The 20,470-nt window shown below is 72.1% G+C and carries 19 protein-coding genes; 12 read left to right on the top strand and 7 right to left on the bottom strand.

Features of this window, described 5'->3' with window-relative positions; all coding sequences use genetic code 11:
• The first annotated feature begins 1 nt into the window (after position 1).
• The 6 genes from ACRYCC_RS07030 to ACRYCC_RS07005 are packed head-to-tail and all read left to right on the top strand — an operon-like array spanning position 2 to position 6,661.
• On the top strand, positions 2 to 514 hold the full coding sequence (locus tag ACRYCC_RS07030) for a (2Fe-2S)-binding protein (RefSeq protein ID WP_433809755.1): 513 nt from the start codon (positions 2 to 4) through the stop codon (positions 512 to 514).
• Entirely contained in the window at positions 511 to 2,904 is a 2,394-nt protein-coding gene (locus ACRYCC_RS07025) for an aerobic carbon-monoxide dehydrogenase large subunit (RefSeq protein ID WP_433809754.1), read from the top strand. The genes ACRYCC_RS07030 and ACRYCC_RS07025 overlap by 4 nt, the downstream gene beginning before the upstream one ends.
• A gap of 26 nt (positions 2,905 to 2,930) precedes the next feature.
• Positions 2,931 to 3,797: an XdhC family protein gene (locus ACRYCC_RS07020; RefSeq protein ID WP_433809753.1), complete on the top strand. Its 867-nt coding sequence runs from the start codon at positions 2,931 to 2,933 to the stop codon at positions 3,795 to 3,797.
• Between the two features lie 5 nt (positions 3,798 to 3,802).
• Positions 3,803 to 4,675 carry an AAA family ATPase gene (locus ACRYCC_RS07015; protein WP_433809752.1) on the top strand — a complete coding sequence of 291 codons (873 nt, stop codon included), beginning with the start codon at positions 3,803 to 3,805 and terminating at the stop codon, positions 4,673 to 4,675.
• Between the two features lie 20 nt (positions 4,676 to 4,695).
• Positions 4,696 to 5,370 (top strand): SRPBCC family protein, encoded by a 675-nt coding sequence (locus ACRYCC_RS07010; protein ID WP_433809751.1) that lies wholly within the window; start codon positions 4,696 to 4,698, stop codon positions 5,368 to 5,370.
• The gene (locus ACRYCC_RS07005; protein WP_433809750.1) at positions 5,360 to 6,661 is read left to right on the top strand and encodes a vWA domain-containing protein; all 1,302 of its coding nucleotides are present in this window, start codon (positions 5,360 to 5,362) and stop codon (positions 6,659 to 6,661) included. The genes ACRYCC_RS07010 and ACRYCC_RS07005 overlap by 11 nt, the downstream gene beginning before the upstream one ends.
• Here the strand turns inward: ACRYCC_RS07005 and ACRYCC_RS07000 are convergent.
• Positions 6,640 to 7,596 (bottom strand): LysR family transcriptional regulator, encoded by a 957-nt coding sequence (locus ACRYCC_RS07000; RefSeq protein WP_433809749.1) that lies wholly within the window; start codon positions 7,594 to 7,596, stop codon positions 6,640 to 6,642. The two genes, ACRYCC_RS07005 and ACRYCC_RS07000, sit on opposite strands and share 22 nt — an antisense overlap.
• Before the next feature lie 54 nt (positions 7,597 to 7,650).
• Entirely contained in the window at positions 7,651 to 8,664 is a 1,014-nt protein-coding gene (locus ACRYCC_RS06995; RefSeq protein WP_433809748.1) for an RNA polymerase subunit sigma-70, read from the bottom strand.
• A 194-nt stretch (positions 8,665 to 8,858) separates the two neighbouring features.
• On the opposite strand from ACRYCC_RS06995, the gene ACRYCC_RS06990 reads away from it, so the two are divergent.
• Together ACRYCC_RS06990 and ACRYCC_RS06985 are read left to right on the top strand one after the other, a co-directional pair.
• The gene (locus ACRYCC_RS06990; RefSeq protein ID WP_433809747.1) at positions 8,859 to 10,142 is read left to right on the top strand and encodes a sensor histidine kinase; all 1,284 of its coding nucleotides are present in this window, start codon (positions 8,859 to 8,861) and stop codon (positions 10,140 to 10,142) included.
• A 192-nt stretch (positions 10,143 to 10,334) separates the two neighbouring features.
• Positions 10,335 to 10,652, top strand: a complete 318-nt coding sequence (locus ACRYCC_RS06985; RefSeq protein WP_433809746.1) for a hypothetical protein — start codon at positions 10,335 to 10,337, stop codon at positions 10,650 to 10,652.
• Positions 10,653 to 10,729: 77 nt separating this feature from the next.
• Here the strand turns inward: ACRYCC_RS06985 and ACRYCC_RS06980 are convergent, their stop codons facing one another.
• On the bottom strand, positions 10,730 to 11,023 hold the full coding sequence (locus tag ACRYCC_RS06980; RefSeq protein WP_433809745.1) for a hypothetical protein: 294 nt from the start codon (positions 11,021 to 11,023) through the stop codon (positions 10,730 to 10,732).
• Positions 11,024 to 11,097: 74 nt separating this feature from the next.
• A complete protein-coding gene (locus ACRYCC_RS06975; protein ID WP_433809744.1) occupies positions 11,098 to 11,967 on the bottom strand; it encodes a helix-turn-helix domain-containing protein in 870 nt (289 codons plus the stop codon).
• 199 nt (positions 11,968 to 12,166) lie between these two features.
• Between ACRYCC_RS06975 and ACRYCC_RS06970 the strand changes: the two genes are divergently transcribed.
• A complete protein-coding gene (locus ACRYCC_RS06970) occupies positions 12,167 to 12,970 on the top strand; it encodes a sensor histidine kinase (protein WP_433809743.1) in 804 nt (267 codons plus the stop codon).
• 14 nt (positions 12,971 to 12,984) lie between these two features.
• On the opposite strand, the gene ACRYCC_RS06965 is transcribed toward ACRYCC_RS06970, so the two are convergent.
• The 3 genes from ACRYCC_RS06965 to ACRYCC_RS06955 all read right to left on the bottom strand — a co-directional run bounded on the left by ACRYCC_RS06965 (position 12,985) and on the right by ACRYCC_RS06955 (position 16,137).
• Positions 12,985 to 14,172 carry an aminoglycoside phosphotransferase family protein gene (locus tag ACRYCC_RS06965; protein ID WP_433809742.1) on the bottom strand — a complete coding sequence of 396 codons (1,188 nt, stop codon included), beginning with the start codon at positions 14,170 to 14,172 and terminating at the stop codon, positions 12,985 to 12,987.
• A gap of 67 nt (positions 14,173 to 14,239) precedes the next feature.
• Positions 14,240 to 14,884 (bottom strand): LuxR C-terminal-related transcriptional regulator, encoded by a 645-nt coding sequence (locus ACRYCC_RS06960; RefSeq protein WP_433809741.1) that lies wholly within the window; start codon positions 14,882 to 14,884, stop codon positions 14,240 to 14,242.
• The gene (locus ACRYCC_RS06955; RefSeq protein WP_433809740.1) at positions 14,848 to 16,137 is read right to left on the bottom strand and encodes a sensor histidine kinase; all 1,290 of its coding nucleotides are present in this window, start codon (positions 16,135 to 16,137) and stop codon (positions 14,848 to 14,850) included. Before ACRYCC_RS06955 ends, ACRYCC_RS06960 begins: the two co-directional genes overlap by 37 nt.
• A gap of 132 nt (positions 16,138 to 16,269) precedes the next feature.
• On the opposite strand from ACRYCC_RS06955, the gene ACRYCC_RS06950 reads away from it, so the two are divergent.
• From ACRYCC_RS06950 to ACRYCC_RS06940, 3 genes are all read left to right on the top strand, one after another.
• Positions 16,270 to 18,441: an MMPL family transporter gene (locus tag ACRYCC_RS06950; RefSeq protein ID WP_433809739.1), complete on the top strand. Its 2,172-nt coding sequence runs from the start codon at positions 16,270 to 16,272 to the stop codon at positions 18,439 to 18,441.
• A 109-nt stretch (positions 18,442 to 18,550) separates the two neighbouring features.
• Positions 18,551 to 19,132: a hypothetical protein gene (locus ACRYCC_RS06945; RefSeq protein ID WP_433809738.1), complete on the top strand. Its 582-nt coding sequence runs from the start codon at positions 18,551 to 18,553 to the stop codon at positions 19,130 to 19,132.
• A gap of 236 nt (positions 19,133 to 19,368) precedes the next feature.
• The gene (locus ACRYCC_RS06940) at positions 19,369 to 20,448 is read left to right on the top strand and encodes an FKBP-type peptidyl-prolyl cis-trans isomerase (protein WP_433809737.1); all 1,080 of its coding nucleotides are present in this window, start codon (positions 19,369 to 19,371) and stop codon (positions 20,446 to 20,448) included.
• Positions 20,449 to 20,470 lie beyond the last annotated feature (22 nt).

Genomic DNA, 20,470 nt, shown 5'->3' with positions numbered 1-20,470 from the left:
CATGCAGGTTTCGATGACCGTCAACGGCGCCGAGGTCACCAGGGAGATCGAGGCGCGCCTGCTGCTGGTGCACTTCCTGCGCGACCATCTCGGGCTGACCGGCACGCACTGGGGCTGCGACACCAGCAACTGCGGCACCTGCGTGGTCTGGCTGGACGGCGAACCGGTCAAATCCTGCACCGTGCTGGCGGCGATGGCCGCGGGCCACACCGTGCGCACCGTGGAGGACCTCGAACGGGACGGCGAGCTCGATCCGGTCCAGCGGGGGTTCATGGAGTGCCACGGCCTTCAGTGCGGTTTCTGCACCCCCGGCATGATGATGACGGCCCGGGCGCTGCTCGACGGCGACCCCGACCCCTCGGAGACGGAGATCCGCGCGGCCATCTCGGGGCAGATCTGCCGGTGCACCGGCTACGCGACGATCGTCCGCTCCATCAGATGGGCCGCCGCCCACGAAGCCGCCGCCCGCGAGGCCGCCTCCCGCGAAGCACCTGTCGGCGGGAGCGCGTCATGAGCACGACCGACGAGCGCCCGGTCCAGGGGTTCGACGACAACGACCAGAAGCCGCTCGGCCACGGCCGCATGCTGCGCAAGGAGGACCCGCGGTTCATCCGGGGGAAGGGCCGGTTCTGCGACGACCTCCAGCTGCCCGGCATGCTGCACCTGGCCATCCTCCGCGCCCCGGTGGCGCACGCGCGCATCGTGAGCATCGACACCAGCGCCGCCGAGGCGTACCCGAAGGTCAAGGCGGTCGTCACCGGAGCGGCGCTGGCCGAGCAGGGGCTGGCCTGGATGCCGACGCTGTCCAACGACGTGCAGGCCGTGCTGGCCACGGACAAGGTCCGCTTCCAGGGCCAGGAGGTCGCCTTCGTCGTGGCGGAGGACCGCTACGCGGCCCGCGACGCCCTGGAGCTGATCGACGTCGAGTACGACCTCCTCGAGCCGGTGGTCGACGTCCGCACGGCCCTCGACCCCGGGGCGCCCGTGATCCGCGACGACCTCGAAGGCAAGGACAACAACCACTGCTTCGACTGGGAGACCGGTGACGCCGAGGCGACGGAGCGGGTGTTCGCCGCGGCCGAGGTCGTCGTCGCCCAGGACCTGGTGTACCCGCGCGTGCACCCCGCCCCGATGGAGACCTGCGGCTGCGTCGCCGACTACGACCGGATCGACGGCAGGCTGACCATGTGGTCGACCACCCAGGCACCGCACGCCCACCGCACCCTGTACGCGCTCGTCGCCGGCCTGCCCGAGCACAAGATCCGGGTGGTCTCCCCCGACCTGGGCGGCGGCTTCGGCAACAAGGTCCCGATCTACCCCGGCTACGTCTGCTCGATCGTGGCGTCGCTGGTCACCGGCAAGCCGGTGAAGTGGATGGAGGACCGGTCGGAGAACCTCATCAGCACGGGCTTCGCACGCGACTACGTCATGCGCGGCGAGATCGCGGCGACCAGGGACGGCAGGATCCTGGCCATCCGCACCAACGTGCTGGCCGACCACGGCGCCTTCAACGGCACGGCCGCGCCGGTGAAGTACCCCGCCGGCTTCTTCGGGGTGTTCACCGGCAGCTACGACCTGGAGGCCGCCTACTGCAAGATGACCGCCGTCTACACCAACAAGGCCCCGGGCGGTGTCGCCTACGCCTGCTCGTTCCGGATCACCGAGGCCGTGTACCTCGTCGAACGCATCGTGGACTGCCTCGCCGACGAGCTGGGGATGGACCCGGTCGAGCTGCGGATCAAGAACTTCATCCAGCCCGGCCAGTTCCCGTACCGCACCAAGACCGGCTGGATCTACGACTCCGGCGACTACGAGCCCACCATGCGCAAGGCCATGGAGATCGCCGGCTACGCGCGGTTGCGCGAGGAACAGCGGGAGAGACGAGCCCGTGGCGAGGTGATGGGCATCGGGGTGGCGTTCTTCACCGAGGCGGTCGGCGCGGGCCCGCGCAAGGACATGGACATCCTCGGGCTGGGCATGGCCGACGGGTGCGAGCTGCGCGTCCACCCGACCGGGAAGGCGGTGGTGCGGCTGTCCGTGCAGAGCCAGGGGCAGGGGCACGAGACCACGTTCGCGCAGATCGTCGCCGAGGAGATCGGCATCCCGCCCGCCGACATCGAGGTGGTGCACGGCGACACCGACCAGACCCCCTTCGGCCTGGGCACCTACGGCAGCCGGTCGACCCCGGTCTCCGGGGCCGCGGCGGCCCTGGTCGCGCGCCGAGTACGCGACAAGGCGCGCATCATCGCCTCGGGGATGCTCGAGGTGTCGGTGGCCGACCTGGAGTGGGAGAAGGGGTCGTTCCACGTGACCGGCGACCCGTCGAAGTCCGTCACGATCCAGGACATCGCGATGAGGGCGCACGGCGCGGGCGACCTGCCCGAGGGCATCGAGGGCGGCCTGGAGGCGCAGATCTGCTACAACCCGGAGAACCTGACCTACCCGCACGGCGCCTACATCTGCGTCGTCGACATCGATCCCGGCACCGCGCAGGTCAAGGTCCGGCGGTTCGTGGCCGTGGACGACTGCGGCACCCGGATCAACCCCATGATCATCGAGGGCCAGGTGCACGGCGGCCTCACCGACGGGGTCGGCATGGCCCTGATGGAGATGATCGCCTTCGACGAGGACGGCAACTGCCTGGGCGGATCGCTGATGGACTACCTCCTCCCGACCGCGCTGGAGGTGCCCGACTGGGAGACCGGATTCACCGTGACGCCCTCGCCGCACCATCCGATCGGCGCCAAGGGCGTCGGTGAATCGGCCACGGTCGGCTCGCCGCCCGCCATCGTCAACGCCGTGGTCGACGCCCTCAAGCCGTTCGGGGTGCGACATGCCGACATGCCGCTCACGCCCTCCCGGGTCTGGGACGCCATGCGCGGCGTGCCCCGGCCGCCGATCTGACCGGCCCGGGGTGTCACATGCCCGGTATGTCGGCGCGGATGGAGGAACTGGTCGCGGAGCGCGTCCCGTTCGTGCACGCGGTGGTCGTCCGCACCCAGTTCCCCACGTCGGTCCGAGCCGGCGATGACGCGATCGTGCTGTCCGACGGATCCATCGAGGGCTTCGTCGGCGGCCAGTGCGCCGAGAGCTCCGTCCGTACGGCGGCGCTGGGCTCGCTCCGGGACGGCCAGGCCGTGCTGTTGCGGGTGCTCCCCGAGGACGAGCGGAGCTTCCCGGACTCCCCGGGCGCGAAGATCGTGGTGAACCCGTGCCTGTCGGGCGGCGCGCTGGAGATCTTCCTGCAGCCGCTGCTGCCGCCGCCGGTCATCTGGGTCGTCGGGGAGTCGCCGATCGCGATGGCCGTGGCGGAGCTGGCCCGGCCGCTGGACTTCGTCGTCCGGCCGGCCTCCCATCAGCAGGGCCCGGTGGACGCCACGGCGGTCGTCATCGCCAGCCACGGGCGTGACGAGGCCGCCACCATCCGGGCGGCGCTCGATGCCGGCGTCGGGTTCATCGCGCTGGTGGCCGGCCGCCGGCGCGGGGCGGCGGTGCTGGCGGAGATGCGGCTGAGCGAGGCCGAACGGCGGCTGATCCACTCGCCGGCGGGGATCGACATAGGCGCCCGTACCGCGCCCGAGATCGCCCTGTCGATCATGGCGGAGATCGTCGCGGCGATCCGCGCCGGGGAGCTCGCGCCGGGGGCCCCGGCCGCCGGCCGTGAGGTCGTCGATCCCGTCTGTGGCATGACGGTGACGGTGACGCCGGACACACCGCACCTGAGCGTCGACGGGGAGGACGTCTGGTTCTGCGGCCCCGGCTGCCGGGAGCGTCACGCCCTGAGGGGAGGGCGATAAAGAAGGTGAGCCCCATCTTCGCGGACGCCGCCGACGTACGACGGCGCCTGGACGAGGTCGACTACCTGGTCGACGAGGGAACCGCCTCGGCGCTGTTCTTCGCGCTGACCCTCGGGCAGCCCCTCCTGCTGGAAGGCGAACCCGGCGTCGGCAAGACGGCCGCCGCCAAGGCCCTGGCCCGCGTACTGGCCACCCCGCTGATCCGGCTCCAGTGCTACGAGGGGCTGACGGCCGGCGAGGCACTGTACGAATGGAACTACCAGCGGCAGTTGCTCGCCATCCGGCTGGCCGAGTCGCACCGCACCGCACTGACCGACGCCGACCTGTTCACCGAGGAGTTCCTCCAGGAACGCCCGATCCTGCGGGCCGTCCGCCACCGGGGGCCGATGCCGCCGGTGCTGCTGATCGACGAGATCGACCGGGCCGACGACGAGTTCGAGGCGCTGCTGCTGGAGTTTCTCGGCGAGTCCTCGATCACCGTTCCCGAGCTCGGCACCTTCACCGCGGAGCGCCGGCCGGTCGTCGTCCTCACCTCCAACCGCAGCCGGGACCTGCACGACGCCCTCAGGCGGCGCTGCCTCTACCACTGGATCGACTTTCCCGCCGCCGAGCGGGCCGCGGCGATCCTGCGCCGCCTGGTCCCCGCCGCCGAGGAGAGGCTCATCAGGTCGGCCACCGACTTCATCGCCCGGGTGCGCCGCCTGGACCTCGACAAGGCACCCGGGCTCGCGGAGACGATCGACTGGGTCTCGGCCCTGTCGGCGCTGGGCGCCTCGGAGCTGGTCCGCGCGGACCTCGTGCTGGCTCTCGGCACCATCGCGAAGACCCCCGACGACCGCGACACCATCACCGGCTACGCGCGCAGTGCGTCCGGCTGACCGACGGGACAAGAGCAGCCATGCGAATCGACCACGAGTTCACCGTCGCCGTTCCGATCGACCGGGCCTGGGAGGTGCTCACCGATCTGGAGGGCATCGCGCCCTGCATGCCCGGTGCCCAGCTGACCGGTGTGGACGGGGACGTCTATGCCGGCAAGGTGAAGATCAAGGTCGGCCCGATCGTCTCCCAGTACGCCGGCACGGCACGGTTCGTCGAGAAGGACGACGCGCACCACCATGCCGTCATCGACGCCAGGGGCCGTGACTCACGCGGGGCGGGCACCGCCACCGCCACCATCACCGCGCGGCTCCGCGCCGACGGCGCCCGCACCGTCGTCACCGTCGGCACGGACTTGAAGATCACCGGCAAGGTGGCCCAGTTCGGCAGCGGAATGATCAAGGAGGTCTCCGGGAAGCTGCTCGGCCGGTTCGTGGACTGCCTCGGCGAACGGCTGGCCGTCCCGGCCACCGCCGGGGGCTCCCCGGACGGCGCCTCCGCAGCGCCGGACGCGCTCGTCCCGCCCGCGGGCCCCTCCGGCGCGGCGGCGGGCAGGCACACGATCACCTCCCCGGACGAGGTGGAACCGCTGAACGTGATGAGCGTCGCCGGCGGGTCCCTCTACAAGCGGGCGCTCCCGGTCGTCGCGGCGCTCGTCGTCATCGCCGCCGTGGTCGTGTTCCTCCTTGTCTCCTAGCCCCCCGGGCGGCCCTCCGGCGGGCCCCCCGGACAGCCCTCCCGACAGGTCGCCGGACAGGGCTCCGGGCCGTCCCGGTGCCGCGGCGTCGCTGCTCCCGGGCATCGACCACGCGGCGTTCGCCGTCGCGCTCGCCGTACGGCTCCGCCTGCGCGGCGTACCGGTCGGCCTCACCGCGATGGAGGACTTCGTCCGCGCGCTGGCGGTGTCCCCGCCGGACTCGCCGTCGCGGCTGTACTGGGCCGCCCGGCTCAGCCTGGTACGCCGGCACCCGGAGATCGAGATCTTCGACGAGGTGTTCGCGACGGTGTTCGGCGGCGCGGGACCGGCGTCCGATCCGCGCCCGCACCGCCCGGCCCCCGCCGCGACGGCCGGTGGCGACGACGCGTACGCGCCCGTACGGGCGCCCTCCGCGGGCCGGGAGCACGAGGCCGGGCTGCCCTGGACGACGCTGCCCCCGGTGGTCGCCGGCACGGACGACTCCGACGCCGCGTTCGCCGTGCCCGCCCGCCTGCCCAGCGACCTCGCCGGAGTGGCCGACGCGCCGTTCGAGCAGCTCGACGCCCTGGAGATGGAGCTGCTCGGAAGGTGGCTGGAGTCCGCCGTGGCCGAGTGGCCCACCCGGCGAAGCCGCCGCCGTACGGTGAGCCCGCACGGGCACCGGATCTCCATGCGCGCCACCATGAGCCGGTCCCGCCGCACCGGCTGGGAGCCCGCCGAGCTGGTCCGGGTCCGGGCGATCGACAAGCCCCGGCCCGTGGTGATGCTCTGCGACGTCAGCCACTCCATGCGGCCCCAGGTGGCGGCCTACCTCCATCTCATGCGGGCACTGGCGCTGGTCGCGCACGCCGAGGTGTTCGCGTTCGCGACGACGCTGACCCGCCTGACCACGGTCCTCACGCATAGGTCCGCGCCGGTCGCCATCGAGCAGGCGACCCAGAAGGTCACCGACCGGTTCGGCGGCACCCGGATCGCCACCAACGTGCAGGCGCTGCTGTCGTCGCACCACGGCGGGACGGTCCGCGGCGCCGTCGTGATCATCGGTTCGGACGGCTGGGACAGCGATCCCCCGGAGGCCATGTCGGCCGCGATGGCCCGGCTGAACCGGCGCGCGCACCGGGTGATCTGGATGAACCCCCGAGCCTCCGCTCCGGGTTTCGAACCGCGGGTCGCCGGTATGGCCGCCGCACTCCCTCACTGCGACGAGATCCTCCCCGCGGACACCTTCAGGTCCCTGCGGGAGGTGATCGCCAGGGTCTCCCGAGGCCGTCAGCTCCAGAGCGTGACGTGAACGGCGGGGCGGAACCGGCCCACGTGCACACCCGGCCCGCGGAGCATGGCCTGGGTGGCCCGCGGCGTGGTCACGAACCGGACGAGCTCGGCGGCGGCCGGTGGCGCGCCGGCCGCGGCCAGCGTCAACGTCGTCCACTCACCGTTGAACTGCAGGGACTGGCCGGCGACGCGGACGAGACGTCCCTTGGCCAGGTCCGAGGCCACGGCGAACGAGACCGCCGGGGCCACTCCGCCGTTGCGCTTGGCCTCCTCCAGCGCGGCGGAATGACTCTGGAAGATGCGCTGGCGGTCCTCCGGCACCCTGATCCGGCGCAGGATCGCGGGCACCACCCCGAGCTCCGAGGCCGCCGACGGGCCGAGCAGCCAGGTCTGCTCGCGCAACCGCAGCGCACCGGCCGGTGCCCCCGCCAGCGGATGCTCCGGACCCGACACGACGATCATCTGGTAGTTGAGGAACGGCCGGCAGACCAGCGACTCGTCCACCCCGCCCGGCCGCGGCCCGATCGCCACGTCCGCCGCCCGCGCGTGCAGCAGCGAGCCGAACCGCCGGGGGTCCCGTACGCTCAGCTCCACGTCGAGGTCGGCGGCCCGGCCGGCGAACAGCTCGATCAGGCCGGGCGCGGCGTGCTCGGCGAACAGGCTCGACACGGCGACGCGCAACAGCCTCCTGCCACGGCCCGCCTGGCTCACCTCGACGATCGTGCGCTCCTGGAGGCTCAGCAGCTCCACCGCGCGGCTGGCCAGCCGCAGGCCGCCCGGTGTGAAGGCGAGCCCGGACGCGGTCCTGGTGAACAACCGGTCGCCGAGCTCCTTGCGCAACTGGCCGACGTGCAGGGACACGGCCGCCTCGGACACCTCCAGCTCCGCCGCCGCCTGCTTGACCGACCCCAGCCGCACCACGGCGGCGAACGCGCGTAGCTGGGTGGGCGTCATGCGTCGCACGCTACTTCACGAACCTCGCCCCGAGCACCCTCCGTGATCATGTAGTCAATCGTCGAACGATTGCGTGATCACGGGGGTTGAGCGGGGGGCGGCCGGGTCGAGGGTCGGCGGGAGCCCGAACGCGGGGAACAGGCTCTCGCCGAACGTGGTGACCTCGGCGACGAGACCGCCCTCGATCCGCAGGACGTCGAGCTTGAACGCCCGGAACTCGGTGTCGCCCGGCTTGCGGAGATAGCTGGCCGCCGCGGGCATCCGGTTGGCGCGGATCGGCACGAGCCGCCAGTCGCCGGGGTCCTTCAGGCCCGACACCAGAGCGTCCGCGATCTTCTCCCTGCCTTCGAAGAACAGCGGCAGCGGAGGCATCGTGATCCTGATGTCCTCGCGCATCATCGCGATCGCCGCGTCCGCGTCGGCGCGTTCGTGCGCGTCGATGAAGCCCAGCAGCAGGGCGCGTTCCTGGTCGCTGGGCGTCGCGACGCGATGGGCGGGCTGCTGTTCGCGCAGGGTGGCGCGTGCGCGCTGCAGGGCGCTGTTGACCGATGCCACGCTGATCTCCAGGGCCGACGCGGTGTCGGCGGCCGACCAGTCGAGCACGTCGCGCAGGACCAGCACGGCCCGCTGCCGCGGCGGGAGCAGCTGGATGATCGCCAGGAAGGCCAGCTCGATGGTCTCCCGCGCGACGACGACGGCGTCCGGCTCCTCCGTCCGCGGCGCTATCTCGTCCAGCAGCCGGTCCGGGTAGGGCTGGAGCCAGGGGATCTCCGCGAAGGAGGACGACAGCGAGGGCACCCGGCGCTTGCTGCGCCTGATCGCGTCGAGGCAGGCGTTGGTGGCGATGCGGTACAGCCATGCCCGGAACAGCGGGCCGCCGTCGAAGCTGTCGCGCTTGTTCCAGGCGCGCAGGAACGTCTCCTGGACGAGGTCCTCCGCCTCGTCGAACGAGCCCAGCAGGCGGTAGCAGTGCACGTGCAGCTCACGCCGGTGCCGCTCCACCAGCCTGCCGAACGCCAGATCGTCGCCGGTCTTCGCCGCGGCAAGGTCATCCTCGAAGTCAGGCACGACATCCTTCTCGGCCGGTGGTGAAGTACGCCCAGTACCGGAAGTTTGCCGGACCTTGCACTCGTGTTGCCAGATTTCTGAGCAAGCCTTGGAGAGAGGTGCACAGCTCGCCTGCGGGGGGTCAGGTGCTGAACTGGAACCGATCATCGCTACGGGCTCGCCTGGCCTTGCGGGCCGGCGTTCTCTCGGCACTGGTGTGCATCGCGGTCGGCGTGCTCCTGCTCAACCTGGCGGGCAACAGGGAGGACGAAAGGACCGCGGAGCGGGTCAACACGGCCACGGACGGGGTGCTGCTGCTGATCAAGCAGGGACGTCTGCCGGCGGTGCTGCCGGGGCCGGAGGAGATCCAGGTTCTGGACTCGCGCGGCCGGGTGGTCGCGGCGAGCCGGAAGCTCGCCGGCAAGCCGCCGATCGCGACCTTCCGCCCGGACCCCGAGCAGGTCCGCATGGAACGGACGGTGTGCCGGCCGGACGGGCTCAAGGGCTGTATGACCGTCGTCTCGGCCAAGGTGTTCGAGCCGGACGGGGTCTGGCTGCTCTACACCGCGGTCCCGCTCGTCCCCTGGTACGGGAGCCGTACGCTGCTGTTCCTCGTGATCGGCGCGTCCCTGCTGACGACGGCGCTGATGGCCGCCAGGACGTTCCTCACGGTGACCAGGTCGCTGGCCCCGGTGGACGCGATCCGTACCGAGCTGGCGGAGATCACCGCCAGCGGCCTCGACCGCCGGGTCCCGGTGCCCGGCAACCAGGACGAGATCAGGCTCCTGGCCGAGACGGCGAACGCCACCCTCGACCGGCTCGAAGGGGCCTACGGGCGGTTGCGGCAGTTCACCGCCGACGCCTCGCACGACCTGCGCAGCCCCATCACCGCCATGCGCACCCAGGTCGAGGAGGCGCTGATGTACCCCGAGGAGGCCGACTGGCCGCGCACCGCGACCACGGTGCTCACCGGGCTGGAACGGCTGCAGGCGATCGTGTCCGATCTGCTGACCCTGGCCCGGCTGGACGCCGGCGCGCCCCTCGTCCGTGAACCCGCCGACCTCGGCCGGCTGGCCGGCGCGGAGATCGACCGCCGGGAGCACCGGGTACGGGTCGTCAAGGATCTGCGCGACGGCGTGTACGTCGACTGCGACCGGCTGCGCGTGACCAGGCTGCTGACCAACCTGCTCGACAACGCCGCGCGGCACGCCGACTCGAAGATCACCGTCACCGTACGGGCAGAGGGGTCCGACGCCGTCCTCGAGGTCCTCGACGACGGGGCCGGGATCGCCCCCGAGCACCGGGAGATGGTCTTCGACCGGTTCACCCGGCTGCAGGCCTCCCGTGAACGGGACACCGAGGGGACCGGGCTCGGCCTCGCGATCGCCCGGGACATCGCCAGGGCGCACGGGGGCAGCCTGACCGTCGAGGACAGCGAACGGGGGGCCCGCTTCGTCCTGCGCCTTCCCCGGTGTGATCGGCCCGGCTGCGCGGCGTGACTCTTACATCGTGTGTCCACCTCGAGTGTCCCGAGGACGGCGATCAGTGGATCACCGGACTCCGGGAGCCGATCACACCGGCCCGGCCCTGTCCGCTCCGGCCCGGCGGCACGGCGCGACATAAGATCGTCACACATAGTGATCTTATGTAGACTCCGCGTAATGATCACTGCTCATGCAGGAGGTACACCCATGCGTCGCGTCACCGTCGCCGTCGCCGCCGGCCTGGCCGCCGGCACGCTCACCCTCGTCGGAGTTCCTTCCGTCGCGCACGCCGCCATCGGGCGGTTCATCTTCCACACCCAGCCCGGCAACGTTCCCCTGACGCTCACCGACCCTCGGGACAACGAGTGCTACACGCTCGGGAACGCCTCGGGTCAGGCCGCCAACGCCACCAACAGCGACGCCGTGCTGTACGCCGCACCGCACTGCAGGGGGCGCAGCGCGATTCTGCATCTCGGGCACGAAATGCTCAACACCAGGTTCGCGAGCGTTCGTTTCCTGCGGTAGCCGGAACCGCTGAGCCCGGGCCCGTCCCGGCCGAGCGCGTCAGCGCCGGTGGAGGCGGGCCCTTTCCCTGCCGCCGGTCACAGCGGCTCGGCCGCCCAGTGCCAGCCCTTCTGGTCGCGCTCGGCTCGTACGAGCTGCGCTCCGCTGCTGTCGGCCAGTTCGGCGACCGCCCGGATCATCTGACGGTGGAAGTCCGGAGGCGTCGCCACCTCGGGCGAGCCCGTCACCAGGGTCACGGTCTCCTGTGCCGCGTCGGCGAGCCTGGCCACCACCGTGCCGTCGTCGAGGTGCACGGCGATGATCGCGGTGGCCCGGATCAGGTCGTGCCCGTCGGAGGTCATCAGCCAGACCTCCGGTGTGGTTACGCTCATGCGGCTCATCTCCGGAACCTCGGCGGAGCCGTACGGCTCCAGTTACAGGGTCGCACGCGCGGGACCCGCCCGGCTCACACCCGCGCGGCGCTCTGGTCCACGCCGGCCTGGCGGGCCAGGAACCGCAGGGCCTCGAACGAGTGCGAACCCGGTTCGGCGGTGTACACGAGCATCGTCTGCCAGGGAGCGTCCCGCATCTCCAGGGTCTGGAAGGCCAGCGTCAGCGGACCGGCCGTCGGGTGGAGGAACTCCTTGTGCCCGAACCGTGGCGCGCGGACCTGGTGGTCGGTCCACCACCGGCGGAAGTCGGGATCCTTGGCCGACAGTTCCTCGACCAGGCTCGCGAGGCGCGGGTCATCGGGATACCGGCCGGCGTCCATGCGCAGGTAGGCCACGCACTCCCGGGCGACCTTCGGCCAGTCCGCGTACAGTGCGCGCGTCGAGGGCGTGAGGAACGCCAGGCGGAGCAGATTGCGGTCGGCCGCCGGGAGCGCGCCGAAATCGATGATCAACGCCGCGCAGAGGGCGTTCCACGCCACGATCTCCATCCGGCGGCCGAGCACCAGGGCGGGCACCAGGTGCATGCTGTCCAGCAGTTGCTGGGTCTCCGGCCGGACCTGCCCGCCCGGTGACCGGCCCGGGCGCCCGGCGGCCCCGGGGCCGCCGGACTCGGCCGCGTGCGCGCAGCCCATCAGGTATTCGTACTCGTCGGGCTGCAGGTTGAGGGCACGCGCGAGCGCGCCGAGCACGGCCGCGGACGCCGACCTGACCCGGCCCTGTTCCAGCCGTGCCACGTAGTCGACGCTCACCCCGGCGATGTGGGCGAGTTCCTCGCGCCGCAGCCCCGGCACCCGCCGGCTGCGCCCGCCCTGAGGCAGGCCCAGCTGGTCCGGCCGGGCCCTGGCCCGGCAGGACCGCAGATAGTCGCCCAGTTCAGTGGACATGACGATCACCCATGCCTTACGAGGCCGGGAGCCCTATTCCCACGCTACCTGGTACAGGCTTTCCCAGGCTGACCGGTCCTACGAGGAGTTGACCCTTGCTGACCTGGGAAAACCCGCTGAGCCTGGTAGGGAGGCCAGACCGGCCGCACACCGGGGCCTCGTCCCGACAGCCCGATTACGACCCGAAGGCGGATCAGCCATGGCGACCTGGCTCATCACCGCCGCCGCCGGCGGCAATGGAACGCGCGCCCACCCGGCGCCAGGCGCGCGCACGGCAGGCCGTGATCTTCGCACCAGGCGGTACGACGCGCCCGCCGGTGCCCTCCGGGAGGTCACCGATCGGCTGCGGGCCGAGCAGCGCCGGTTCGCCTCCGACGCCTCCCACGAGCTGCGCACCCCGCTGGCCGGGCTCCGCGCACAGCTCGAGGAGGCCCGCCTCCACCCCGACCAGACCGACCTCGACCGGCTGCTCGACGCCGCACTGCGCGACGTCGACCGGCTCCAGGCCATCGTCGCCGACCTGCTCCTTCTGGTGGAGGTCGGCGCGGACCCGGCCGCGCGGCGGGAACCCGTCGACCTGACGGACACCGTCCGCGCCGAGGCCGCCCGCCGGCCGGGCTGCGACATCCGGTTGCAGGCAGAGCCCGCCCTCGTCGTCGACGCCGCCCGCACCCACCTCACCAGGCTGATCGCCGACCTGTTCGACAACGCCAGCCGGTACGCGGACCGCACCATCCACATCCAGCTGCAGCGCCGGCACACCACCGCCCAGCTCACCATCACCGACGACGGGCCCGGCATCCCCGCCTCCGACCGTGAAAGGATCTTCCAGCCCTTCACCCGCCTCGACACCGCCCGCTGCCGCCACAACGGAGGCACCGGACTCGGCCTCGCCATCGCCCGCGACATCGCCCACGCCCACCACGGCACCCTCCACACCGAGAACGCACCCGACGCGGGAGCCCGCTTCGTCCTCCGGCTCCCCCTCGCCCGGCCCGCCTGACGCTCCGGCGGGCCTCAGGCGCTCGCGCAGCGCAGCGCGGCGCGGATGACCGCGGCGGGGTCACCGGCGTGATAGACCCTCTCGGCGGGCTCGATCCCCGACAGGAACTCCTGGTAGCGCACGGCGTAGGCCAGGTGCGCGAGCGGCGCGGCGACGGTCAGCGCACGGCCCGGCTCGCAGCCGGGGACACGAGACCGCCAGGCTTCGGCCCACACCCGGGCGGCGAGCGGCCGCCTGGCCGCGGGCAGGAAGTCGCAGGCCCGCAGGCCGTCCAGGACCGGGTTGCCGAAGTACGCGTCGGCGAAGTCCATCACGACCGGCGGGCCGCCGTCGCTCCGCCAGTTGCCGGGGTGGAAGTCGCCGTGCACGATCGTGTCGGGCAGCCCGCAGTCCGCCAGCAGGGGCCACCGCCCCGCCAGGTCACGGGCGGCGGCCAGTTCCCCGGCGGTCAGGTCACCGGCCACCTCGCCGTCGAGGAGTTCGCCGATCTCCTCGGCCATGACACGGTCACGCCGGTCCCGCAGTCCGGGCGGGCGGCCGGTGACCGCGGCCTGCGCGGCGACGAGACGGCGCACCGCGCTGGTGACGACCTCTGCCGGGGCGTCCCAGCAGTCCTCGCCGGGCAGGTGTTCGAGCAGGATTCTCCGCTCCCCCGCCGCGATGACCTTCGGCACCAGATCCGGGGCAGGCCCCGCCAGCGCGGCGATCACCGCCGCCTCGTCGGCCGCGAACGGGGGCGTGGTCTTCAGCCAGACCGCGCCCCGCGCGGTGGGCAGGCGGAACACCCCGGACAGGTTCCACGTCCTGCGCTGCACGGCCGGCCCGGTCATCGGGCGGCCGGCGGCGTCGAGCGCCTCCGACGCCCACCGGAGCGCGGCCAGCAGCCCCTCCCTCCGGGCCCACGGCGAACGCAGGTCCTCCGGCGCGGTCAGCACGGCCTGATCGACGGGCCGCCGGTCCAGCAGCCCTGGGGCGGGCCGCCGCAGCGCCTCGACGTGGTAGGTCACGTGGCCGTCACGGCCGCCCTCTCCACCCTCGACCCGCACCAGGCGCAGCACCAGCACCGGGACGCCGAGCGCACGGCTCAGGTGCGCCACGACCGGCTCGACCTCCGACCACCACGCGACGCCCACGGCGAACGGCCCGACGGCCCCGAGGTAGTCCCGGCCCGACGTCACCAGTGCGCTGACCGTGCGTCCCATGGCCTCAGTGTCGGCGGCCCGCCCGCGCGCCGCGACCGATTATCGCCCCGGCCCTGGCCGGGGACCGTCAGCGGTTGAGGTAGGCCAGCACGGCCCGGACCCGCCGGTTGTCGTCGTCGGAGGGCGGCAGGTCCAGCTTGGCGAAGATGTTGGCGGTGTGCTTGGCGACGGCGCGTTCGGTGACGGCCATCTGCTGCGCGATCGCGGCGTTGGAGCGGCCCTCGGCCATGAGCTCCAGCACTTCGCGTTCCCGGGGGGTCAGCCGGGCCAGCGGCTCGTTGCGGGCATTGCCGGCCAGCAGCTTGGCGATGACCTCGGGGTCCATGGCGGTGCCGCCGGCGGCGACCCGGCGCACCGCGTCGATGAACTGGCCGGAGTCGAACACCCGGTCCTTGAGCAGGTAGCCGACCGCGCCGGTGCCGTCGGCGAGGAGCTCCCGGGCGTACAGCTGCTCGACGTACTGCGAGAGCACCAGCACCGGGAGCCCGGGAACCTCCCGGCGGGCGGCCAGCGCCGCCTGCAGGCCCTCGTCGGTGAACGACGGCGGCAGCCGCACGTCCACGACGGCCACGTCCGGGCGCCGAGCCAGCAGCTCACGCAGGAGCTCGGGCCCGTTGTCCACCGCCGCGACGACCTCGAAGTCGTGCGCCTCAAGCAGCCGTACGAGCCCGTCCCTCAGGAGGAAGAGGTCCTCGGCGAGGACAACGCGCACGGCAGCTCCATCGTCACGGTCGTAGGCCCGCCCGCAGGACTGCTCAGGGCGAGGATCCCGTCGAATGTACCGATGCGCCGTTCGATGCCGCGCAGCCCCGTACCGCCGGAGAGCGAGGCGCCGCCCTGGCCGTCGTCGGTGACGGTCATCCGCAGGACGCCGGCCTCGTGCCGGAGGTCTATCCACACCCGGCGCGCGCCGGAGTGCTTGGTCGCGTTGGCCAGCATCTCGGCGACGGCGAAGTAGGCGGCCGACTCCACCGGGGGCTCCAGCCGGCCGCCCAGGTCGGTGGTGACCTCCACCTCAAGCGGGTTGTCCAGGGCCAGCGCCTTCACCGCGTCGCCCAGGCCGCGGTCGGCCAGCACCGGCGGGTGGATGCCGCGGACCAGGTCGCGCAGCTCGTTGAGCGCCTTGGCGGAGGCCTGCCGCGCCTCGGCGAGCAGCAGCCTGGCCTTCTCCGGATCACGCTCCAGCAGGTGCTCGATGGCGCCGAGGCTCATGCCCATGGCGACCAGGCGCGCCTGGGCACCGTCGTGCAGGTCCCGCTCGATCCGTCTCAGCTCGGCGGCCTGGGTGTCCACCGCGTCGGCCCTGGTCTCGGTCAGGTGCCGCACCCGCAGCGCCAGCCCGGCCTTCGGGGTGGGCGCCAGCAGGACCCGGGTCCAGCGGGCGTGCACCTCCAGCAGCCGCGGGGCCCACCGGACACCGGCCGCGATGAAGGCCAGCCCGATCGGGACGCACAGCCAGGGCGTGACCGGGCCTGCCTCCGACGAGACCGGAACGGCGGTGTACCAGTCGCTGTAGCCCTTCGCGTGGAAGAGCTGCCAGACCGCGGGCATCAGGACGCCCTCCAGCCCGTACACGATCAGGGTGACCGGCAGCAGCGCCAGGAGGCCCCCGGCCACCGGATCGGTCAGGCACCACAGCAGGTCCCGGCGGGTCGCCGGGTCGGTGAGCAGCCAGCGGCACCGCTCGATCCGGCCGATGAAGCCGCGCTGGAACTCCGGCGCGGGCAGGTACGGCTCCGCGATCTCCACACCGCCCCACTCCCCGGCCCTCCGGCGGGCGAGGCCGGCCAGCGCGCGGACCTTCCCGATCGCCTCGGGCAACAGGAACACCCCCAGCCCACCGCTCAGCAGGGCGAGGGTCACGACAGCCCAGCCGAACGCGAGGACCTCCGCGATCGTGCACGCGAAGAGGGTCAGCCCCCGCCCGCAGGCGGTGAGAGCACGGCGGATCACCGGGGAGTTCATGGCCCCAGTCTGACCCGGCGGCGACGTGCTCGCACTGGCCCTGAGCGCCCGGAGGGGGGTGTATCCACCTACACCCCCGTCCACCGTCCAGCCCCATGTCCGGGCGCTCACCGGCTCCCTAGCGTCATGCCCATGAAGCAACACAGGAACCTCGCCGCCGCGCTCGGCGGCTGGAGCGCCCGGCATCGGAAGACCGCCGTCCTCGGCTGGCTGCTGCTGGTGGCGCTGGCCACGGTGATCGGCGGCAGCGGAGGGCAGGTCGGCCTGACCCGGGCCGAGCAGGGCGCCGGGGAGTCCGCCCGCGCCGAGCGGATCCTCGCCGACGCCGGCATCACCCGGGCCACGACGGAGATGGTGCTGATCCGCGGCTCCGGGCGGCCCGTGGCCGCCACGACGGTACGGGAGGTGCGCGACAAGGTGCTCGCGACCGGCGCGGTGGGCGAGCTCCGGCCCACGGTGACCTCCGCGGACGGGCACGACGTACTGATCCGGTTCAGCATGACCGGTGACCCGGACACCGCCGCCGACCGGGTACAGCCGCTGCTCGACGCGGTGGCCTCGGTCCAGCGGGCCCATCCCGAGGTGACGGTCTCCGAGGTCGGCGACGCCAGCGGGCAGAAGTGGTTCCAGCACATGCTCGGCACCGACTTCGCCCGCGCCGAGTGGACCGCGGTGCCGCTCGCGCTGGGCATCCTGCTGGTGGCCTTCGGTGCGCTGCTGGCCGCGGTGCTGCCGGTTGCCCTGGCGCTCACCGCGTTCCTGGCGGCGCTGGGTCTGCTCTCGGCGATCAGCCGTCTCCTCCCCATGGACGAGTCCGCCAACTCGGTGATGCTGCTGATGGGGCTGGCCGTGGGGGTCGACTACTGCCTGTTCTACATCCGCCGGGAGCGCGAGGAACGCGCCGCCGGGCGCACCAGGGAGGAGGCGCTGCGCGTCGCGGCCGCCACCTCCGGCCGGTCCGTGCTGATCTCCGGTGTCACGGTGATCGTGGCGATGGCGGGGATGTTCCTGACCGGCCTGAAGATCTTCGACGGTTTCGCGGCGGCCACGATCCTGGTGGTGTTCATCTCGATGACCGGCTCGGTGACCGTGCTGCCCGCGCTGCTGTCGCTGCTCGGCGACCGGGTCGAGTTCGGCCGGATGCCCTGGCGGCGCGGGCCGCGCCGCCGCCGCGAGGGCGGATTCTGGGACGCCGTGCTGCGGCCCGTGCTGGCACGGCCGGGCGTCTTCGCGGCACTGGCGGCCGCGCTGCTGCTGGGGCTGGCCGCACCCGCCCTGGGCATGCACACCGAGAAGCTGAGCATCGACCGGCAGCTCCCCGCCGCCAACCCCCTCGTCCAGACCTACGCGGCGATCTCCCGGGCCTTCCCCGGCGGGCCGGCCCCGGCGACGGTCGTGCTGAAGGCCCCCGACCTCCGGGCACCCGCCGTCCAGCGGGCCATCTCAGCGCTGGCACAGGCCGTGCCCGGCGCCCGGGTGACCCAGCACCGGGCCGCGAACGTCGCCGAGATCGAGGTGCCGCTGGCCGATACGAGCGCGCTGACGGAACTGCGGAACAGGACGATCCCCCGCACCGTGGGCGGGGCCGCGGAGGTGGCCGTCGCCGGGGACCTGGCCTTCTCCGTGGACTACAACGCCCGGCTGCGGGCCGGCATCGTGCCGGTCTTCGCCTTCGTCATGGGCGTGACGTTCCTGCTGATGCTGGTCTCGTTCCGCTCGATCGTGATCGCGGTCACCGCGATCATCCTGAACCTGCTGTCGGTGGCGGCGTCGTACGGGGTGATGGTGGCCGTCTTCCAGCACGGCTGGGGTGCACGGCTCATCGGCACGCACGCCCCCGGGGCGCTCGAGTCCTGGATCCCGCTGTTCGTCTTCGTGGTCCTGTTCGGGTTGTCGATGGACTACCACGTGTTCGTGGTCTCCCGGATCCAGGAGGCCAGGTCGGCGGGGCTCCCCACGACGGCGGCGGTGGCGCACGGCATCCGGTCGACGGCGGGCGTGGTCACCAGCGCCGCCGTCATCATGATCGCGGTGTTCTCCATCTTCGCCACCCTCTCCATGCAGGACTTCAAGCAGCTCGGCGTCGGCCTGGCGGTCGCCATCCTGATCGACGCGACGGTGGTGCGGGCCGTGCTGCTGCCCTCGGTGATGACCCTGCTGGGCGAGCGGAACTGGTATCTGCCGCGCCGGCCCGGTCGGCTCCCGCGCCGCTCCCCCGCCGGCCCGGTACGGACCGCGGCGGAACCGCCGGGATCGGCACTCGTCACCGGCTCACGGTCAACAGAAGATCTCCCTGCGGCGTAGGACTTGACCAGTGGTTTGCCATTGATTTGACACTCTCGGAGGCGGACTTTTCGACCGACGGAGAGACATATCCATCGTGGCTTCATCGAACCTCCCTCGATGGGCGGCCATGAGCGCAATGTTCGCTCTCACGCTCGCCCATCTGGCCATGCTTCCGGCGACCTTCGACATCGAGGCCTACCTGGGCGTCCTGTCGATTCTGACCGTGGGCATGGCCATCACCTCGACGATCGCGCTGTGGTACGGCGATTCCACCGGGGTGTGGGTGTTCGCGCTGCTCCAGGGGCTGCTGAGCGCCGCCGGCTACCTCCTCACGCGGCTGGTGCGGATGCCCTTCGCAGGGGAGTACTCGTTCCATCGGTGGTCCCACCCGCCGGCACTGGCGGTGGCCCTGCTGGGAACGGCGGTGGCGGGCCTCGCGGTCTGGAGGTTGCACGGCCGCTGGGGCCTGCCGCCCACCTGCACGACGGTGACCTGCGCGCGGGAACGGGACCTGCTCCTGCGGGCCTCGCGTGGATACGCACAGGCTCCGCAGCCCGAACCGGCACCCGTGCGTAAAGGTTCCGCAAATTCGTCCACCATCGCACTCCGGGCCACGCCACGCCGCTTCGTGATCTTTCGTGGCCGGGATCGCGGCCGCCACCCTCGGAGGTCTCCCGCGGGTTCCGTCGCCCGGCATGTGGACCGCTGATATCTTGACGGCTCGGTGTTCACTCATTTCCGCGGTGGGGACCCGACACCACGGACCGGACAGGTGATCCCCACAGTGACTCCTCGCCGTCGGCGGAGATCCGGGTCCCGGCGAGTGCGCCGAAACAGGTCTTTATGCGGGAAATACGCCCTGTCATGCACCATCTACTGCCAGGGTGGGGAATCCCGTGTGCGATCGCCTGTGCAGTCGTCGTCGAGCCGGAACAGTGAGGAAGCATGTCTGAGGATGACAAGCCAGCGGTGAAGGCGAAGCTGCCGAGCGCTCGGGACATCTCCCGCAAGGACTTCACCCCGCATGGCATCAAGTCCAAGGGCGGCTCCAAGCCCTCGGCGCTGACCGCGGCGGACGCCGCCCGGCGCAAGCGGGCCATCATCTCCGGCCTGGTGGTGGCGGCGCTGGCCGTCGCCGGCGGGACCACGTACTGGCTCACCCGCCCGGAGCCGAAGATCGAGGTCAGGGGCGCGTACGGCAAGGAGCCGGCCGTCTCGTTCAAGGGCGTCAAGCCCGATCCCAAGCTCAAGTCCACCAAGGTCGTCCCGGTGATCAAGGGCAAGGGCGCCACGGTGGCCAAGGGCGACTTCGCCTTCATCAACGCCTCCACGTACGTATGGGGGGCCAAGAAGAAGGGCAAGCTGCTCCAGTCCACCTTCAAGAGCGGCAAGCCCGCCCCGCTGCAGATCGGCGGCGAGCAGTCGCTGCCCGGCCTCACCAAGGGCCTGACCGGCGCGAAGGTCGGCAGCCGGGTGCTGCTGGAGATCCCGCCAGCGGACGGACTGGGCGCGCAGGGCAGCCCGGAGGCCGGCGTCTCCGGCACCGACACGCTCGTCTTCATCGTGGACGTGGTCGGCACCTACAACAAGAACTCCGTGGTCTCCGGCACCCCCGTGAAGACCGATCCCAAGCTGCCCGAGGTGACCGGCGGAGCCGCCGGCCAGGCTCCGGCCGTGAAGATCCCCAAGGGGGACGCTCCGGACAAGCTGTCGGCCACGCCGCTGATCCAGGGCACCGGCCCGGTCGTCACCAAGGGCCAGACCCTGGTCATGCAGTACCACGGCGTGCTGTGGCGCAACGGCAAGGTCTTCGACTCCACCTGGCAGCGCGGTGAGCCCTTCATCACCGCCATCGGCGCCGGGAAGGTCGTGCCCGGCTGGGACAAGGGCCTGGTCGGCCAGAAGGTCGGCAGCCGCGTGCTGCTCGTCGTCCCGCCCAAGGAGGGCTACGGCTCGCAGGGCCAGGGCGAGATCAAGGGCACCGACACGATGGTCTTCGTGGTCGATGTCGTGGCCGCCTACTGACGGCCGCCGTATTCAAGGCGCT

The sequence above is a fragment of the Actinomadura scrupuli genome, assembly GCF_050971785.1.
In the GTDB taxonomy this organism is placed as follows: Bacteria; Actinomycetota; Actinomycetes; order Streptosporangiales; family Streptosporangiaceae; genus Actinomadura_E; species Actinomadura_E scrupuli.
The sequence above is the reverse complement of the archived record's forward strand: the minus strand, read 5'-3'. Positions and strand labels throughout refer to the sequence as shown.

Excerpts from the sequence above, each read along its gene's own strand:
- ACRYCC_RS06955 (WP_433809740.1), bottom strand. The coding sequence starts at position 16,137 with ATGAACTCCCCGGTGATCCGCCGTGCTCTCACCGCCTGCGGGCGGGGG.
- ACRYCC_RS06975 (WP_433809744.1), bottom strand. The coding sequence starts at position 11,967 with ATGTCCACTGAACTGGGCGACTATCTGCGGTCCTGCCGGGCCAGGGCC.
- ACRYCC_RS07010 (WP_433809751.1), top strand. The coding sequence starts at position 4,696 with ATGCGAATCGACCACGAGTTCACCGTCGCCGTTCCGATCGACCGGGCC.
- ACRYCC_RS07025 (WP_433809754.1), top strand. The coding sequence starts at position 511 with ATGAGCACGACCGACGAGCGCCCGGTCCAGGGGTTCGACGACAACGAC.
- ACRYCC_RS06965 (WP_433809742.1), bottom strand. The coding sequence starts at position 14,172 with ATGGGACGCACGGTCAGCGCACTGGTGACGTCGGGCCGGGACTACCTC.
- ACRYCC_RS07020 (WP_433809753.1), top strand. The coding sequence starts at position 2,931 with ATGTCGGCGCGGATGGAGGAACTGGTCGCGGAGCGCGTCCCGTTCGTG.
- ACRYCC_RS06980 (WP_433809745.1), bottom strand. The coding sequence starts at position 11,023 with ATGAGCGTAACCACACCGGAGGTCTGGCTGATGACCTCCGACGGGCAC.
- ACRYCC_RS06945 (WP_433809738.1), top strand. The coding sequence starts at position 18,551 with ATGAGCGCAATGTTCGCTCTCACGCTCGCCCATCTGGCCATGCTTCCG.
- ACRYCC_RS07000 (WP_433809749.1), bottom strand. The coding sequence starts at position 7,596 with ATGACGCCCACCCAGCTACGCGCGTTCGCCGCCGTGGTGCGGCTGGGG.
- ACRYCC_RS06970 (WP_433809743.1), top strand. The coding sequence starts at position 12,167 with ATGGCGACCTGGCTCATCACCGCCGCCGCCGGCGGCAATGGAACGCGC.
- ACRYCC_RS06940 (WP_433809737.1), top strand. The coding sequence starts at position 19,369 with ATGTCTGAGGATGACAAGCCAGCGGTGAAGGCGAAGCTGCCGAGCGCT.
- ACRYCC_RS06950 (WP_433809739.1), top strand. The coding sequence starts at position 16,270 with ATGAAGCAACACAGGAACCTCGCCGCCGCGCTCGGCGGCTGGAGCGCC.
- ACRYCC_RS06985 (WP_433809746.1), top strand. The coding sequence starts at position 10,335 with ATGCGTCGCGTCACCGTCGCCGTCGCCGCCGGCCTGGCCGCCGGCACG.
- ACRYCC_RS07030 (WP_433809755.1), top strand. The coding sequence starts at position 2 with ATGCAGGTTTCGATGACCGTCAACGGCGCCGAGGTCACCAGGGAGATC.